Here is a 15995-nt window from a genome sequence, read left to right on the forward strand (position 1 = left end):
ACGACGTCCGTCAGAGCCCGGTTCGAGTGGCTTCTATATGCCGATCATCGGTGGCTCTATTGTGGCGGTCAGTGACAGTGGCCGTGCGGCTTGGCGTCAGCGCCCACAGTCTCTACACCTGGATCAAGCGTTACGGCGTTCCGGCGGAGCAGCGTGCCGAGCGCGACAGCCAGGCGGACGAGATTCGGCGCCTGAAGGCGGAGTTGCGGCGCGTGACCGAGGAGCGCGACATCCTAAAAAAGGCCGCCGCGTACTTTGCCAAGCAGTCCGGGTGAGGTACGCCTTCATCGACGCCCACGTGGTGCAGTATCCGGTGCGTCGCCTGTGTTCGACGCTGGCGGTCCATCCGAGCGGTTATTACGCGTGGAAGCAGCAACCCGTTTCCGAGCGCTCGGCTAATGACCAGCGCATCGGAGCGCTGATTACGCAATGCTGGGAGGCCAGCGGGCGTATCTATGGCTATCGCAAGATCCGTAACGATCTGCACGACATGGGCGAAGCGTGTGGCAAGCATCGCGTGGCGCGGCTGATGCGCTTGGCGGGCCTGCGCTCGCACACCGGCTATGGACGCCGCCCCGGTCGCTACGGTGGGCGGCCGGCGGTGGTTGCGCCGAATCTGCTCGAGCGCCAGTTTGCCCCGACAGCGCCGAACAAGAGCTGGGTGACCGATATCACTTACATCCGAACCCACGAGGGGTGGCTGTACCTGTGCGCGGTGCTCGATCTGTTCTCCCGTCAGGTCGTCGGTTGGTCGATGGGCGAACGGATGACCAAGGAACTGGCGTTGAACGCCTTGCTGATGGCGGTGTGGCGGCGCAAACCGACTGAGCAGGTGCTGGTGCATTCAGATCAGGGTAGCCAGTTCAGCAGCCACGACTGGCAAGACTTCCTGAAGTCGCACCGACTGGTGCCGAGCATGAGCCGGCGTGGCAACTGCCACGATAACGCGGTAGCGGAAAGCTTCTTCCAGCTGCTCAAGCGCGAGCGGATCAAGCGAAAGATCTACACGGATCGGGCGCAGGCTCGCTCCGATGTTTTCGATTACATCGAGCTCTTCTACAACCCACGGCGACGCCACGGTTTCACCAACCAGCTCTCGCCGGTAGAGTTCGAGCGGCAGTATTTTTTGAAGAACGGGACCGTCTAGGAAACCCGGGGCGATTCACTCTTAACGGCTGGTATGCAGGAAAGACGCGCCTCGGGCGCTGCGACTGAACACTCCGCGGGGCAGGTCGACCGGGACTCCATTGAGTACCGAATGGCGTATATCGACCGCGGCGGCAACGTCGCGGATAACGATCCACTCATCGACGAATTCCGCAACCGGATAGGATCGATTGCATCACGCACTGGATACTCACCGGAACGTATTGCGGACCTAACGACATATGGTTGGAAGGATCTGCAAGACCGAGGCATTCGCATGCGCTTGATCGAGTTCACCCGCGAGGCACATGAAGCATCGAAGACCAATGTCGACATCAAGTACGATGCAGTTATTGCAATGCTTATTCGTTACATGGAGAAGGCAGGTGATCCTTGAGGTGGGGCACACGAATCGGGCCGATTACGAGTCAAAAGTCCAGTTAGAGGTAGAAATGAATTCAGCTTGCGAAACTACGGTCCGAGGCCAAGACGACTGACGCCTAACCGCTCATATATGGACTCCCCCGTAAAGCAAGATAGATCGTTTTTTGACTTTCCAGGGTGAATCATCTGAAGTCGCATATCCGGTATAATCTGGCGGTCGAGCGAACCTCCGCGAGAAACCGTGTACGCCGCTTGCCTCTACGTAGGGCGTCAATAGAAACGAAGCATTGCATTAAGTTTTTTCCCGGTAGCTCTCGTTGACTATGTCTTTGCCAGAGAAAGAGTTCTTCCCACTCGATGAGATCATCGACCGATGGCGATTCGCCAGATGTGATCGAGCTACATTGTTGGACTACGCTCGCAGAGATTTACTGATCTTCTCTGTATATCTGCGGGAACTCGGAAGTCACCAGCGCGTCCGCGAAACGGAGGATCGGATAGTCACGACAACGACCACCACTACATTCTCGTTCAGGACCCCAGACTACGAGTGGCACTCCATTCGTTATCTGAAGGCCGAAGATGCTCGTCGCATCCTTGAGTGCCATGAGACTGAACGCGCGGGCGTCTCGGTCTTATACTCGTCACCGTCGCGAGATAAGGCGTCGGGCACTGGCTACCTCCAAGCGCACTACTTCACGCCCTCAGACCTGCTCGTGACCAAGGCGGAACGTGATCGCTTCGAGCGGGAGCACAACGTCAATCTTTCCAGCGGCCGTCTCGCCAATGCTTGGTTGTGGCTCTGTGACGCAACCAATCAGAAGGCGCTCGCAATCATCGGCAGTGTTTTGACCGCGCTCGCAGTTGGGGGTTGGACGGTGTACAGCGCTCTCGCGACCAAAATGTTGTCGCCATGAAGCTGACGCCCAACCCTTGCTTGCAGCAGACCGTCGAGATACTGTGCATTTCGCCGTCCCCTGAAGCGTCACGTTGAGCGACAGCTTTCCTGAAAACTCAATAGCGGCACCACCTCCGGACGTGCGACGGGTACCCCCTCCCTGATTTCGGTGGGTTAGTGAAGTTTTGCTCGCTCAAGCTGCTCAACAACCTTGTCAAGTTTGCTTGAAGAAGCGGGGTGTTTTCCGTTCTTCATGAGCACTTCTGTCAGCCTTTGCAGAGCTTGCGGGTTCTCTACCAGTACTTCGACCTGCTCGAGAGGGGTCATCTCTTGGGAGTTGCGCTGCCAAGCAAGCTCGGGAGCTAGCTGAAGCAAGCGCTGAGTTGCATGGAGGTTCCCCGACCATGCCGCTGTATGTAGTGGAGATTGGCCGTCATCGGTGCGCTTGTCCAGGCGGCAGGGATGGTCGAGCAGGGCATCCACGCAACCGTCCGATCCGGACTTGATGGCTGAGTGTAATGCGGTCATGCCCTTCCAGTCCTGGACGTCGGGATCAGCTCCGGCTTGGAGCAAGAGCTTGACCAATTCAGTATCTCCGTTCTCAGAAAGCAACATGAGCGGAGTTTGCCTCTTGAAGTCTGGCACGTTTAACTGCTTTGGTGCCTGCTGTGCCAGTACTCCGATGGCCTGCTGCAAGCGACCCAATAGGGTTTCAACGGTATCGTGTTCGTTTTGAGGTACGAGGTGAGTCATCTGACGCATCAAGGAAGAATTCTTCGCGAAATGAGTCCGCAACTTGATCCAGCACATCAGCGCAGTTTCACCGCTCACCAGCGGTAGGTGCGAATTGAGCTCTTTCCGATTGCACTTTATCCAGCGGAGTAGTTCTTGTTGGTCGCCCGTCATCAGAAGCCGGATTGACTCAGCGATCTTTTCGCCCGCCATGGGTTTCAGGCGCTCAAGGCCCGGATAAGGCTTGTAGAGCGTGCTCCAGAAGTAGTCGGCGGCCCAGCGTGCTGTATCTTCGATGGTGGGAATCTTTTCGCCCTCGATGACCCCTCCAGCCAGCATTTCACGATAGTACTTCTCGTGGTTGTTCACGATCAGCTTCTGATTGGCGACGGACACAGCAAGGCAGTCCCGCGCAACTTCGCCCCGCAGTGGGCCGTAGTTGCGCTCTCGTCCAGCTTCCAGCGCCTCCCTGAACAACTCTCCAGCGCCCTCGAAGTCATTGCAGGCCAGCAGGTGTTTGGCCTTGTATTGCAGGATGGCGGCTTTCCAAAGGCGATAACCTTCGCTTGCACTTGCCTCGTCGAGCAACGCCTGAACCCGCTCGCGGACATCCTTCGGCTGTTGCTTGCGCTCGCCGTTAAGATAGCCATTGAGCTCGAAAAGAATGGTTTGTACCGTCAGTGCCGGCGTGACGGAAAGTTCGCGTAAGCGCTGGGTAGCTGCCTCTTTTGCGCGCGAGCTCAGGTCAGGACGGTGGCCCACCTGGCGGACCACGGCGTAGCGGTGCTCCCCTTGCAGGGCCCGCCACGGGGAGGCGCTCTTCATGCGTTCGACGAGGTCTGACTCAGCACTCAGCTCGTCTGCTAGTGCAGCTACGCGCTCGTCGTTCCGTCTGATGATGGTTATCGACGTTTCGGCATCAAGCCCGACATGATTTTCGAGCTCCGAGCCTTCCTGCATTTCGGAGAAATGGCGAGTCAGCAATCGTGCAAGCTCCAGACTGGATGCTTCTCGCTGTGAGGGAAGGATGGAGAGGAAGAGCCCGAATTTATCAGCCTGGGGCAGGTGTTCCTCGAACCAGACGTTTTCCGCCGCCTCGCCGTGATCACTGCAGTTGCGCCAAGCGTCAATGGTCAGGTTGTAGATGAGCTTGTAGATGGCGAACAGTTGCAGCAGCTTGTTGTTCCGGGCATCAGCACAGAGCCGGTCAACGCCGGGGCATAGAAATTTGAGCAGGCGGGTGTAGCCATCCTGGATCATCCGGGCGAACAGGAGGCGTTGGCGGATGGTATGAGGTGACGGCGGTGCGTAGCGGTCAGAAAGACATCTGACGAAATGCTCTTTCTCATCCTCATCGGCGCAGCCATCCAGAACTGCCTCGATCCGGCCGGGCTGAGTCATCGGGATCTCTAGGCGCAGTTTGTCGGCAGTCAGCTTCTTGCGGGATACGAAACGCTGGGCGGCATCGAACTGGTCGGCAGGCGAGTGCGTGCTATCGGGGGAGAAGGCGCCCTCGAATTTGACCTGTAACTCGTCCGGGAAGTACTCCCTGATGGAGTTCAGCTCAGGTGTGGTGCCCCTGCGCCAGTTGTACAGCGAGCGCATCAGGGCTTCCGAGGATTTGTCGTCCGAGTCTTCAAGAGACTGGCTGCGTTGGTTGGCAAATTCCTCCAGCGGGACGCCCAACAGATCCAGCAGCCAGTATGAATCGCCCCGGGTTTTGAGGAGGCTCCAACTCTTGAGAAGATGGAGCCATGAACAAATCATCGAAGTTTTCACCGGAAGTGCGTGAGCGCGCCGTGCGCATGGTGCAGGAACACCGAGGCGAGTACCCCTCGCTGTGGGCGGCGATTGAATCGATCGCCCCCAAGATTGGCTGCGTGCCGCAGACCCTGCATGACTGGGTCAAGCGCGAGGAGATTGACGGTGGCCAGCGCGATGGGCTGACGAGCAGTGAGCGCGAGCGCCTCAAGCAACTGGAGCGAGAGAACAAGGAGTTGCGCCGTGCCAACGACATCCTCAAGGCGGCGAGCGCGTTTTTCGCCCAGGCGGAGCTCGACCGCCGTTTGAAGAGCTAAAGCACTTCATCGACCAACACCGTCACACGTTCGGGGTCGAGCCCATCTGCCGGGTTTTGCAGATGGCCCCGTCCTGTTACTGGCGCCATGCGGCACGCCGACGCAACCCGCAGCTCCGCAGTCGCCGCGCGCGGCAAGACGACAGCCTGGCAAACGAGGTCCAGCGCGTGTGGCACGCCAACTGGCAGGTCTATGGTGCAGACAAGGTCTGGCTGCAGATGAACCGTGAGGGCATCCGGGTGGCCCGCTGTACGGTCGAGCGGTTGATGAGGCGCTTGGGGCTTGAGGGGGTACGTCGTGGCAGGAAGGTCCGCACGACGCTTCCCGACGCCTCGGCGCCCTGCCCACTGGACCGGGTCAATCGGGTGTTCAAGGCCCGCCGCCCCAATGAGCTGTGGGTGTCGGACTTCACCTACGTTTCGACTTGGCAGGGGTGGTTGTATGTCGCCTTCGTCATCGACGTGTTCGCCCGGCGCATCGTGGGCTGGCGCGTCAGTCGCACCATGCAGACCGATTTCGTCCTCGACGCGCTGGAGCAGGCTTTGTACGAACGGCGGCCCGATGCCAACGGCTTGGTTCATCACTCGGACCGAGGCGCTCAGTACCTGTCCATCCGCTACTCCGAGCGGCTGGCTGAGGCCGGCGTGAAACCGTCGGTGGGCAGTCGTGGCGACAGCTACGACAACGCACTGGCCGAGACCATCAACGGCTTGTACAAGACTGAGCTGATTCACCGCCGCGCGCCCTGGAAGAGCAGGGAATCGGTGGAGTTGGCCACCCTGCAGTGGGTGCACTGGTTCAACCACACCCGACTGCTCGAGCCGATTGGTTATATTCCACCGGCCGAAGCTGAGGCAAACTACTTCCGGCAACTCGCCGAGAAGACAGAGACTGCTGTCTTAACTTAAACCAACCGGCCTCCTCGAAACCCGGGGCGATTCAGTCGACAACCTGAGCTACCGGTAGGTAAAGAGTCATCTCGCCATCAACATCTCGCGGCTCAGGCAGGTACCAGAAGCGTCCCCCCGGCATGCCTTTGTCCAACGCGTCACCAAGGTTCCAGAACGCCGCACGGCGCGCCAGTCCGGGCACGTAGAAGTAACCCAGCAACATCCAGAGGATTTGGCGCTCATCTGCAGCGAAGGTCCAGGTATTCAGTTCAAGTGTCTTGTAGGCGTTCGCGAACTCGGTTAGCCCATCAAGCACATCAAGTCGTGCCCGTGGAGCCATGTCTAGGGCATCAAAGATGGTGTGCAGGACTTCTTCGCCCATGACCTTATGGGCTTCCATGCTGGCTTGGCCGGTCACGAACTTGTTCTGCTTAACTGTCGCATAGCGGGCGCAGCCGAGGCTCTGGTGGATCTCGAGGAGGATCGCTTCGGTGAGGGGTAGTGTGCTCATGAGGGCAAATTTCGCTGTGTTGGTTGCGGTGCGCCGATGATTACAAGGATCGGATGGCTGCCCACTGAAAATGCCCGTACCCCCCCTTGTACAAAGTGACGGACGAGGGGGTACGCGGTTCTTCATACCGGCCAATCGGGCTCACTGACACCCTTTGCGGACTCAACCCCTTGGAGTCCGTGTCATGCACAACCCCGCCCCGCTTGTCATCAACTGGCACCTCACCGAAGCCTGCAACTACCGCTGCCGGTACTGCTACGCCGGCTGGAACGAGTCCGCCAACTCACGCGAACTGATCCACTGCCAAGAACGAACGGCAGCACTCCTCGGCGAGTTGTACCGCTTTTTTCAACCGTCCAACCGAGCTAACCCGCTGGCGAGCCGAATGAACTGGAACGCGGTCCGCCTCAACCTTGCCGGTGGCGAGCCGTTGCTCCATGCCGGCAAGCTGCCTGCTATGGTCAGCCATGCGCGGGCTCTCGGCTTTGAGGTCTCGCTAATAAGTAACGGTAGCCACCTCGATCATGAGCAACTCCGCAGACTGGCGCCGCAGCTGACCTGGCTCGGCATAAGCATCGACTCTGCCATATCCGCGACCAACCGCGCCATCGGTCGCGTCGACCGCCGCGACCGGCTGCTCGATCTGCACACGCTCGAGAGCAGCCTAGCCAGTGCCCGCCAGTCAAATCCGGGTTTGCGCCTGAAGCTCAACACCGTGGTCAATCGGCTAAATCACTCCGAGGATCTCAGCGAGCTTCTCCGCTGCTTCGCACCGGAGAAGTGGAAGGTTCTTCGCATGCTGCCGGTGGTGAATCAAGAACTGGTCGTCAGCGATCAGGAGTTCATGGCCTTTATCACGCGCCACCAGGCCTTCTCTCGAATCCTCTGCGCTGAAGACAATCAGGATATGCGCGAGTCGTACCTGATGGTCGATCCTCACGGACGATTCTTCCAGAATAGTTTGTTGATCGCCGGGCAGGGGTACCGCTACAGCAGACCCATTCTTGAGGTCGGTGCCGCTGCGGCCTATTCTGATGTCGCCTTCGACTCCGCACGCTTCACAGCGCGCTATGCCTTGTCCGATGTGGCGGGGAGGAGCGCATGAAATACTGCTCTAACAAAGAGATGAACTGCTTGATCCGCAAACTGGTTCGTGAGGGATGGGGCTTTCGTCGTGGAGGCAAGCACGGAAAGCTCAGCCATCCGTCTGGTTGGCCGATAGTGACCGTCGCGAAGTCGCCGAGCGACTGGCGGAGCCTAGAAAACTTCCGCCGGGACCTGCGCCGGGCTGAGTCCAGCCTGATCCAGAGGGTGGGTTAGATCACTAAGCTGATTGACCTTGACGTGCTGAGGGATGAACCTTCGTTGGGCAGTCACGCCATGCAACGCAGAGGTCGCTGCGTTCGCCGAGGCATCTGCAATACCCTGCTAGAGTAATCGCCGGACACGATGATCAGTGGACAGTTTATGGGGGAGGGAATCCGGATGAAGAAATTACTGCTCGCTCAGTTACCCGAACCCGTTGTGCCGGACTTCGCGGCCCAGTTCCCGGACGATATCGCACGCCTGGTTGCGACTGCAGCAAAAGCAGGCTTCGAGGTTTCACCGGATGTGGCGGCGCAACTCTGGGCCCGCTACTCGGATGGCCTGTGTGCGACCTGGCTCTTGATGTCGGAGTGGAGCGATGAAACCGTCCTCGAGTGTCTTCTCAAGCACGGGGCAATCATCGACACGCCCGCAGGGTTGCCGGCGGTGCCCGCCGGCTATCAAACGTGGCTCGACTACGCCGTCGCGAACATGGAGTTGCCGGCCTCGGAGGTCGGTGCGCTGACGGGCGAAGAATTGGCCGCAGCGACGCTCGCCATACGTGAGGCAGCAGGGACCGAACTGCGCCTCCTGCGACAGCCGGTAAGTTGCGTGCCGCGCTGACGCCTCTCCGCAGCGTGCGCGACAGCCCACTGACGGTCGCCAGTATCGACATTGGCGGTGCGCGGAAGGGCTGCCATCTTGTGGTCCTGCGCGGCAGCGCCATCGTCTCCAACATCCGCAGCGGCGACCCGGACCATTTGGCACGCATGTGGGAGGGGCTTGGTGCGGTAGCGGTCGGTATCGATTCGCCACTGCCAGTGGGGGCAACCGCAATCGGGCGGCACGACGCAACGGGGCCACCCCAGTGCAGTTTACTGTGGAGGTGTATGACCTCGAGCGGCTGAGCTATGCGAAGGCTATCGCTTGACCACACCTTGCGCTGGTTTCCCCCGTCGCGCTTCATCGGCATCCAGCGCCAGCTGAGCATCGAGAGGCCGCCCGTTAAGGGGGCGTACCTCACGAGGAACGATGCTTCGCGGGCTTAGCGGTCTTCCAAAGGGAAGTGTCCGCTTTCTCTCACGTCGGAATCCTCGGGTCCGTGTAGTCGCACCAGTCAAGCTAGCTCAAGTCTTATTTTCGGTGCGGGTGTGAGTTCGCCGACTTTCAGCTCATCTTTCATTTCTTGACTGATTCGCGTTGCGTTCTTGGCTCTACTATTCATGCGCCTTAGACGCAAGGCCCAGCACAGGTTTCATTTACCTGTCTCCATGGCCGCGGAGCCTATAATGCGCTCCCGTCACGATGATCCCGATGCCGCCATGCGCCACAACCTGAAGGTCCCGTTTGCCGAGAAAGATCAGGCCAAGAAGCTGGGTGCGCGCTGGGATGCCGCGCGCAAGCTCTGGTTCGTCGAAGGGGGTCTGGACTTGGCGCCGTTCTCGCGCTGGCAACCGACACCGCATGACCCCTCGGTGGCGGCACCTGTGTCCGCGCCCGCACCGCGACGCAGCCCCGCGGCGAAGCCGATGACCGAGGCCAAGGTCCAGGTGGGCAGCCGTTTCGTGGCGCTGCCGCGGGTGTGCGACTGCCTGCCGTGGGATGACTGCGACAAGTGCCGGCTGCAGTCGTGGCCCGAGCCCCAGCAGGGGTGTTGAGCATGGAAGTGGTGGCGGTGATCGACTTCGAGACCACTGGCCTGTCGCCCTCGCAGGGCGATCGGGCGACCGAAGTCGCGGCGGTGATCGTGGAGGGCGGTCGGGTTGTGGACCGCTACCAGAGCCTGATGAATGCCGGCGTGCGCATCCCGGCCTACATCGAGGCGCTCACGGGCATCTCCAACGCGATGATCCGCAGCGCGCCCCCGGCGGACGCGGTCATGCGCGAGGTGTCGGACTTTGTCGGCGGCATCCCCATCGTCGCCCACAACGCTTCGTTCGACGCCAGGTTCTGGGATGCGGAGCTCGAGCACATCCAGCGCGAGCGGAAGCAGGACTTCGTCTGCTCTCTGCTCCTGTCACGCCGCTTGCTGCCGCTCGCGCCCAGTCACAAGCTCGGCGCCCTGGTCGAGTACGCGAAGCTGCCGGTCGCCGGTCGTTACCACCGGGCGCTCGCCGATGCCGAGATGGCCGCGAGCCTCCTGCTTCGGCTCGAAGAGGAGCTGCGGCTGCGTCACCGGGTGCCCGAGGTGTCGGTCGACCTGCTGCGCCGGATACAGCGAGCGTCGAAGGCACAGTTGCCAAGGTGCCTCGCGGCTGCGCGCGGCGGCTGAAGTGTCGTTCCAGCGGCCGCCTGGAGCGGGCAGCCCTCACAGCCCGGACTGCCTTCGACGATAATCGCGGCCTTTGACGCAACTCCGGGGCGTGGCTGCCCCGTAACCCCAACACGGATTCCTACATGAGCAGCAAGGTCAGAATCGCCATCGCTGGCTATGGCAACCTGGGCAGAGGGGTCGAATCGGCCCTGGCGCGCACCCCCGACATGGAGCTCGTCGCCGTCTTCACGCGGCGCGACCCGGCCGGACTCGTACTGCAGAGCGGCGGCGTGCCGGTGCATGCGATGGCGCGCATCGAGGACTTCGTCGACGCCGTCGATGTGCTCATCCTGTGTGGCGGATCCAAGACCGACCTGCCCGAGCAAGGGCCCGCACTGGCGGCGCTGTTCAATACCGTCGACAGCTTCGATACCCACGCCAAAGTGCCGGAGTATTTTGCCGCGGTGGATGCGGCGGCGCGTGGCGGCAAGCGGGTCGCGGTGATTTCGGTGGGCTGGGATCCCGGTCTGTTCTCGATCAACCGCCTGTATGGCGAGGCAGTATTGCCCGACGGGGCGAGCTACACCTTCTGGGGCAAGGGGCTCAGCCAGGGGCATTCGGACGCGCTGCGCCGCGTGCCGGGCGTGCAGGGCGCGGTGCAGTACACGATACCGTCGCAGGCGGCGATCGAGCGGGTTCGCAGCGGTTCGCGCCCCAGCCTGACGACGCGCGAAAAGCACACCCGCGAATGTCACGTGGTGCTCGAAGCCGGCGCCGATCCGAGCGCGGTCGAGCAGGCGATCCTGACGATGCCGGACTATTTTGCCGACTACGACACCAAGGTGAATTTCATCAGTGCGGAAGCGCTGCGGCGCGATCACGCCGCCATGCCACACGGCGGCTTCGTGATCCGCAGCGGCACCACCGGTGTGGCGTCCTCGCAGATCATGGAGTTCGGGCTCAAGCTCGACAGCAACCCCGAGTTCACCTCCAGCGTGCTCGTCGCCTATGCGCGCGCTGCCTTCCGCCTCGGCCAGCAGGGCGAGGTTGGCGCCAGGACCGTGTTCGACATCGCGCCGGGGCTGCTGTCGCCCAAGAGCGCGGCCGAACTGCGCAAGGAGTTGCTCTAGGCCCTGGCGCAGGCAGGCCCGCTCAGGCGGGCTTGCGCGCCACCATGCCGATCAGCGCCGACCGTCCCACGTGTCCGCTGCCCTCGGCGATGGTGTCCTCGTACTCGACCAGTTCCTCGATCTCCCAGTCGGCGAACGCCTCGCGCAGGATGTCCTCGGTGTAGAGGTTCTCGGCTGCCGACGGGCCGCCCGTGCGGTATTCGAGCTGCTTGGGCGTATAGCCCTGCAGCAGGATGCGGCCACCGGGGCGAGCGAGCCGCTTCATGACTTCGAACTGGCGATCGCGCCATTCCGGGCCGACGAACTGGATGAAGATGCCGATCACCCAGTCGAAGGCGGCCTGCAGTTCGGCCGGCGGCCAGCGGGGCGCGAGCATGTCGGCCTGGACGAAATTCACCTCGACCTTGCGCGCCGCGGCGAGGTGGCGGGCCTTCTCGATGGCGACGGCGGAGATCTCGATGCCGGTGACTTCCAGACCCTGCTCGGCCAGCCAGACCGAGTTGCGGCCTTCGCCGTCGGCGATGGAGATGGCGTTGCGGCCGTCCTGCAGCCGTTGTTCGCGACGAGCGAGAAAACGGTTCGGCTCGGTGCCGAACAGGTAGTCCTGGCCGGCGTCGCTGTAGCGCTTGCTCCAGATGCTGTTCTGGTCCATTGGGGCGGCTCCTTGTGAAATGGCAGCGGCGGTCAGGCCTCGGGCTGCAGCTTGTCCTGGGTGCGGGTGTCGAAGTCGCCGGCGTCGTGGCGCTCGTGCAGCTGGCTGTCGAGCGGACCCATCACGCGGTTGACCATGCGCCCGCGCTTCACCGCAGGGCGCGCGCCGATCTCGTCGGCCCAGCGGATGACGTTGCGGTAGTCCTGCACCTGCAGGAACTCGCCGGCGTCGTACAGCAGGCCCTTGGCCATGCCGCCATACCAGGGCCAGATCGCCATGTCGGCGATGGTGTATTCGTCGCCGGCCACGTAGCGGCTCTCGCCCAGGCGGCGGTCGAGTACATCCATCTGGCGCTTCGTTTCCATCGCGAAGCGGTCGATGGCGTACTCGATCTTGGTTGGTGCGTAGGCGTAGAAATGGCCCAGGCCGCCACCGACATAGGGCGCGCTGCCCACCTGCCAGAACAGCCAGGACAGGCACTCGGCGCGTCGGGCAGGGTCGGTCGGCACGAAGGCACCGAACTTCTCGGCCAGGTACAGCAAGATGGCGCCCGATTCGAACACCCGGATCGGCGCCGGGCCGCTGCAGTCGAGCAGGGCGGGGATCTTGGAGTTCGGGTTCACATCGACGAAGCCGCTGCCGAACTGGTCGCCCTCGTTGATGCGGATCAGCCAGGCGTCGTACTCGGCGCCGCTGTGTCCGGCGGCGAGCAGTTCCTCCAGCATCACCGTCACCTTCACGCCGTTGGGCGTGGCGAGCGAATACAGCTGCAGCGGATGTCTGCCGCGCGGCAACGTGCGCTCGTGCGTCGGGCCGGCGACGGGGCGGTTGATGCTGGCGAACTGGCCGCCGCTCGGCTTGGTCCAGGTCCAGACCTTGGGCGGGGTATACCCGGGGGTGTTCGACATCGCGTGGTCTCCGTGAGGGTTCGGACTCAAGTCTGCATCATAGAGCGATGAACCCCGCGACGCATCGGCGGTTCGCTGCGCGCTTAAGCGTGGATTAATCCGCGCTGCTTACCTTGGCGGCAACGCGTTTCCAAGGACCGTCATGTCTGGCGCACTACAACGTCGCTTCAAGCGTTTGTCCGATGGCCCGTCGGTCTCGCACGTGGTCACAGGGCATCCCCGTCGCCACGTCGCCGAGGCATTCATCCGGGCCACCTTCAGGCAGGCCTATGCGGCCGACGTGCCGGCGTTCGCGCCGAACCTCATGCTGCTCGAGCAGGACGCGCGTCCGCTCGCTGCGGTGGGCTGGCGCAGTGCGGCCGAAGAAGGGTTGTTCCTGGAGCGCTACCTCGATGCGCCCATCGAGCGCGAGATCGGACGACTGGCCGGGCAGGCCGTGCCGCGCGACCGCATCGTCGAGGTTGGCAACCTGGCGGCGGAGCGCCCGGGCAGCAGCGTGGACCTGATCCTGCTGCTCGCGGCGCATCTCGATCTGCTCGGCTTCGAGTGGGTGGTGTTCACCGCGACGACCGAGTTGATCGGCATCTTCCGCCGCCTCAGCCTGCCGCCGCTGGCCCTGGCCCAGGCCGACCCCGAGCGTCTCGGCGGTCAGGCCCTCGCCTGGGGGCGGTATTACGACACCCGGCCGGTGGTCGTCGCCGGCAGGATTCGCATGGCGCTGGAGAAGGGGAGCGAGCGTGGCTGAATTCTCCTGGCTCGACGTGTTTGCGTCCCACGATAAGGATGCGCCCCTGCTCGACTCCGGCCAGCGACGCTGGCGCGCGACCGAGATCGCGGACGAACTGCGCGCCCTGCAGCCGCGGCTGGCAGCGTCGAAGGTGGTTGCCGTGCTGGCCGACAACGGGCCGGCGTGGGTGATGGCCGATCTCGGTACCCAGCTGGCGGGCAAGGTGCATCTGCCGCTGCCGGCGTTCTTCACGCCGGCGCAGCTGCGCCATGCGCTCGAGCACAGCGCGGCGGACACGGTCCTTACCGACATGCCGGAACGCATCGGCGCGCTCGATCTCGGCTTCTGCCACACGGGGCGCTGGCAGGGCCTTTACTGGATGCGGCGGATCGTCCCGGCGGTGTCCCTGCCCGAGGGCACCGCGAAGATCTCCTATACGTCCGGCAGCACGGGCGCCCCGAAAGGCGTCTGCCTGTCGCGCGAGGGCCTGCTCGACACGGCCGGCGCCGTCGGCGAGGCGACGGCGGCGCTGGCGCTGCAGTGTCACCTCGCCGCCTTGCCGCTGGGGCTGCTGCTGGAGAACGTGGCGGGTGTCCATGCCGCGTTGCTGCGTGGCATTCCCGTCCATCTGCCGCCGCTCGGGACGATGGGCTGGCAAGGCGGCGCAGGCTTCGATCCGGCGCGGCTGGATGCGGTCGTGCGTGAAAGTGGCGCGGTGAGCCTCATCCTCGTTCCGGAACTGCTGAAGGTCTGGAGCCTGTGGCTCGCCGCCCGCGGGCTGATGGCGAGCGAGCGTCTGCGATTCGTCGCGGTGGGTGGCGCACGCGTTGCCCCCGGGCTGCTCGAGCTTGCGCGGGCGCGGGGCATTCCCGCCTATCAGGGCTACGGCTTCACCGAGGCCGGATCCGTCGTGAGCCTGAACCTGCCGGGTGACGATGGCGAGGATGCCGGTTCGCCCCTGCCGCATGTGCGGCTGTCTGTGCGCGAGGGCGAGGTCGTGGTGCATGCGCGTGCCTTCCTCGGCTACGTCGGCGGCGTGCGCGCCACTTCCGGCGCATTTTCGAGCGGCGACCTCGGACATCTGGATGAGCGCGGCCACCTGCATCTCGACGGCCGGCGCGGAAACCGACTGATCACCTCCTACGGACGCAACGTCTCGCCCGAATGGGTCGAGTCCCTGCTGCTGGCCGATGCCGGCGTGGCCCAGGCTGTCGTTGTCGGAGACGGCCGGCCGCAACTCGCTGCGCTGATCGTTCCGTCACCGGGCGCCGATCCGGCGGCGCTCGCGGCGCTGATCGACCGCGTCAATGCCGCCTTGCCCGACTACGCGCGCGTCCGGCACTGGTTGGCCGTGCAGCCGTTCACGGTCGACAACGGCCTGGCGACGGGCAACGGCCGCCCCGTGCGCACACGGGTCATCGAACACCATTCAATGCAGATCGACGCGCTTTACGCCGCCTCATCTAATGAAACGAACGCCAACGACAAGGAAGCCAATGATGTCTTTCCATGACCAGCTTCGCCTGGAGACCGACGAGGCGCGCCAGCATCTCGTTACCGCGCCGATCATCGTGGACTGCCTGGCGGGCCGGGTCAGCCGCGAGGCGTATGTCGCCTTCCTCACCCAGGCCTATCACCACGTCAGGCACACCGCACCGCTGCTGATGAGTCTGGGCGGCCGGCTGCCGGAACGGCAGGGCTGGATGCGCAAGGCGGTGGCCGAGTACATCGAGGAAGAGATCGGCCACGAGGAATGGATCCTCAACGATATCCGCGCCGCAGGCGGCGATGCGGAGGCCGTTCGCGCCGGTCGTCCCGATCTCCCGGCAGAGGTGATGGTGGCCTATGCCTACGACCTGATCAGCCGCCGCAATCCGGCAGCCTTCTTCGGCATGGTGTTCGTGCTCGAGGGGACCAGCGTCGCGCTTGCGCTTACCGCCGCCGATCGCATCCAGGCAGCGCTCGGTCTGCCGGACGCCGCCTTCTCGTACCTGCGCTCGCACGGCACGCTCGACCAGGCGCACACGCAGCACCTGGCGAGTCTGCTCGAACGCATGGAGCCCGAGGATCAGGCCGACGTGGTTCACGCCGCACGCGTGTTCTTCAAATTGTACGGCGATGTGTTCCGTGCGCTGCCGGGCGAGGGCGGATCATGCGACTGACCGATGCGCGCGTCGTCCTCACCGGCGCGACCGGAGGGCTGGGCGAGGCGCTGGCGCGCCAGCTGGCGATGGCCGGGGCGTCGCTGCTGCTTACCGCCCGCGACCCCGCGCGCCTCGAACGGCTTGCCAGCGCTGTGAATGGGCCATGCAGCGTGCTGGCCGCCGACCTCACCGCCGCCGAGGGCGTCGATCGGCTCCCCCCCGCCGCCCCCCCAATC

The 15995-nt window shown here is 63.2% G+C and carries 16 protein-coding genes, 1 pseudogene and 1 other annotated feature; of the genes and pseudogenes, 13 read left to right on the forward strand and 4 right to left on the reverse strand.

What is annotated here, in order from left to right; translation table 11 throughout:
* Window positions 1-77: 77 nt before the first annotated feature.
* The 3 genes and pseudogenes from C664_RS19115 to C664_RS19125 form a co-directional block, all read left to right on the forward strand.
* Window positions 78-1147, forward strand: a pseudogene (locus C664_RS19115) (IS3 family transposase); the annotation flags it as partial.
* Between the two features lie 111 nt (window positions 1148-1258).
* Entirely contained in the window at window positions 1259-1543 is a 285-nt protein-coding gene (locus C664_RS19120) for a hypothetical protein (protein WP_157354259.1), read from the forward strand.
* Between the two features lie 394 nt (window positions 1544-1937).
* A complete protein-coding gene (locus C664_RS19125; RefSeq protein WP_004292725.1) occupies window positions 1938-2447 on the forward strand; it encodes a hypothetical protein in 510 nt (169 codons plus the stop codon).
* Between the two features lie 155 nt (window positions 2448-2602).
* On the opposite strand, the gene C664_RS19130 is transcribed toward C664_RS19125, so the two are convergent.
* Window positions 2603-4939 (reverse strand): ankyrin repeat domain-containing protein, encoded by a 2337-nt coding sequence (locus C664_RS19130; protein WP_198291557.1) that lies wholly within the window; start codon window positions 4937-4939, stop codon window positions 2603-2605.
* On the opposite strand from C664_RS19130, the gene C664_RS19140 reads away from it, so the two are divergent.
* Window positions 4915-6146 (forward strand): IS3 family transposase gene (locus C664_RS19140; protein WP_443080617.1). Its coding sequence is split into 2 segments (ribosomal slippage): window positions 4915-5206 and window positions 5206-6146, totalling 1233 coding nucleotides; the frame shifts between segments, so codons are not numbered across the junction. The two genes, C664_RS19130 and C664_RS19140, sit on opposite strands and share 25 nt — an antisense overlap.
* Window positions 5193-5309: a sequence feature (AL1L pseudoknot), on the forward strand. Its footprint overlaps the gene before it by 117 nt.
* A 31-nt stretch (window positions 6147-6177) precedes the next feature.
* Here C664_RS19140 and C664_RS19145 read toward each other — a convergent pair.
* Entirely contained in the window at window positions 6178-6639 is a 462-nt protein-coding gene (locus C664_RS19145; RefSeq protein WP_004292728.1) for a hypothetical protein, read from the reverse strand.
* Between the two features lie 184 nt (window positions 6640-6823).
* Here C664_RS19145 and C664_RS19150 point away from each other — a divergent pair, with 184 nt between their 5' ends.
* The 5 genes from C664_RS19150 (at window position 6824) to C664_RS19170 (ending at window position 11328) form a co-directional block, all read left to right on the forward strand.
* Window positions 6824-7744, forward strand: coding sequence for a viperin family antiviral radical SAM protein (locus C664_RS19150; protein WP_004292729.1), 921 nt, complete (start codon window positions 6824-6826; stop codon window positions 7742-7744).
* A gap of 380 nt (window positions 7745-8124) precedes the next feature.
* Window positions 8125-8568, forward strand: a complete 444-nt coding sequence (locus C664_RS19155) for a hypothetical protein (RefSeq protein WP_157354262.1) — start codon at window positions 8125-8127, stop codon at window positions 8566-8568.
* Between the two features lie 698 nt (window positions 8569-9266).
* Window positions 9267-9602: a DUF5710 domain-containing protein gene (locus C664_RS19160; RefSeq protein ID WP_038012521.1), complete on the forward strand. Its 336-nt coding sequence runs from the start codon at window positions 9267-9269 to the stop codon at window positions 9600-9602.
* A 2-nt stretch (window positions 9603-9604) separates the two neighbouring features.
* Window positions 9605-10216 carry a 3'-5' exonuclease gene (locus C664_RS19165; RefSeq protein ID WP_004292733.1) on the forward strand — a complete coding sequence of 204 codons (612 nt, stop codon included), beginning with the start codon at window positions 9605-9607 and terminating at the stop codon, window positions 10214-10216.
* Window positions 10217-10341: 125 nt separating this feature from the next.
* Window positions 10342-11328 carry a diaminopimelate dehydrogenase gene (locus tag C664_RS19170; RefSeq protein ID WP_004292735.1) on the forward strand — a complete coding sequence of 329 codons (987 nt, stop codon included), beginning with the start codon at window positions 10342-10344 and terminating at the stop codon, window positions 11326-11328.
* A 22-nt stretch (window positions 11329-11350) separates the two neighbouring features.
* On the opposite strand, the gene C664_RS19175 is transcribed toward C664_RS19170, so the two are convergent.
* Both C664_RS19175 and yghU read right to left on the reverse strand, forming a co-directional pair.
* Window positions 11351-11980 (reverse strand): SAM-dependent methyltransferase, encoded by a 630-nt coding sequence (locus tag C664_RS19175; protein ID WP_004292736.1) that lies wholly within the window; start codon window positions 11978-11980, stop codon window positions 11351-11353.
* 32 nt (window positions 11981-12012) lie between these two features.
* Window positions 12013-12888, reverse strand: a complete 876-nt coding sequence (yghU, locus tag C664_RS19180; RefSeq protein WP_004292737.1) for a glutathione-dependent disulfide-bond oxidoreductase — start codon at window positions 12886-12888, stop codon at window positions 12013-12015.
* Window positions 12889-13030: 142 nt separating this feature from the next.
* On the opposite strand from yghU, the gene C664_RS19185 reads away from it, so the two are divergent.
* From C664_RS19185 to C664_RS19200, 4 genes are all read left to right on the forward strand, one after another.
* Entirely contained in the window at window positions 13031-13633 is a 603-nt protein-coding gene (locus C664_RS19185; RefSeq protein WP_004292738.1) for a thermostable hemolysin, read from the forward strand.
* Window positions 13626-15128, forward strand: a complete 1503-nt coding sequence (locus C664_RS19190; RefSeq protein ID WP_004292739.1) for an AMP-binding protein — start codon at window positions 13626-13628, stop codon at window positions 15126-15128. The genes C664_RS19185 and C664_RS19190 overlap by 8 nt, the downstream gene beginning before the upstream one ends.
* Entirely contained in the window at window positions 15112-15777 is a 666-nt protein-coding gene (locus tag C664_RS19195) for a TenA family transcriptional regulator (protein ID WP_232435142.1), read from the forward strand. The genes C664_RS19190 and C664_RS19195 overlap by 17 nt, the downstream gene beginning before the upstream one ends.
* Window positions 15768-15995 (forward strand): SDR family NAD(P)-dependent oxidoreductase (locus tag C664_RS19200; protein ID WP_004292741.1); only part of this gene is annotated, 228 nt, incomplete at its 3' end. The genes C664_RS19195 and C664_RS19200, both read left to right, overlap by 10 nt.

This window comes from Thauera sp. 63, assembly GCF_000310165.2.
GTDB lineage: Bacteria > Pseudomonadota > Gammaproteobacteria > Burkholderiales > Rhodocyclaceae > Thauera > Thauera humireducens.

Excerpts from the sequence above, each read along its gene's own strand:
- C664_RS19120 (WP_157354259.1), top strand. The coding sequence starts at position 1,259 with ATGGCGTATATCGACCGCGGCGGCAACGTCGCGGATAACGATCCACTC.
- C664_RS19145 (WP_004292728.1), bottom strand. The coding sequence starts at position 6,639 with ATGAGCACACTACCCCTCACCGAAGCGATCCTCCTCGAGATCCACCAG.
- C664_RS19150 (WP_004292729.1), top strand. The coding sequence starts at position 6,824 with ATGCACAACCCCGCCCCGCTTGTCATCAACTGGCACCTCACCGAAGCC.
- C664_RS19155 (WP_157354262.1), top strand. The coding sequence starts at position 8,125 with ATGAAGAAATTACTGCTCGCTCAGTTACCCGAACCCGTTGTGCCGGAC.
- C664_RS19160 (WP_038012521.1), top strand. The coding sequence starts at position 9,267 with ATGCGCCACAACCTGAAGGTCCCGTTTGCCGAGAAAGATCAGGCCAAG.
- C664_RS19165 (WP_004292733.1), top strand. The coding sequence starts at position 9,605 with ATGGAAGTGGTGGCGGTGATCGACTTCGAGACCACTGGCCTGTCGCCC.
- C664_RS19170 (WP_004292735.1), top strand. The coding sequence starts at position 10,342 with ATGAGCAGCAAGGTCAGAATCGCCATCGCTGGCTATGGCAACCTGGGC.
- C664_RS19175 (WP_004292736.1), bottom strand. The coding sequence starts at position 11,980 with ATGGACCAGAACAGCATCTGGAGCAAGCGCTACAGCGACGCCGGCCAG.
- yghU (WP_004292737.1), bottom strand. The coding sequence starts at position 12,888 with ATGTCGAACACCCCCGGGTATACCCCGCCCAAGGTCTGGACCTGGACC.
- C664_RS19185 (WP_004292738.1), top strand. The coding sequence starts at position 13,031 with ATGTCTGGCGCACTACAACGTCGCTTCAAGCGTTTGTCCGATGGCCCG.
- C664_RS19195 (WP_232435142.1), top strand. The coding sequence starts at position 15,112 with ATGATGTCTTTCCATGACCAGCTTCGCCTGGAGACCGACGAGGCGCGC.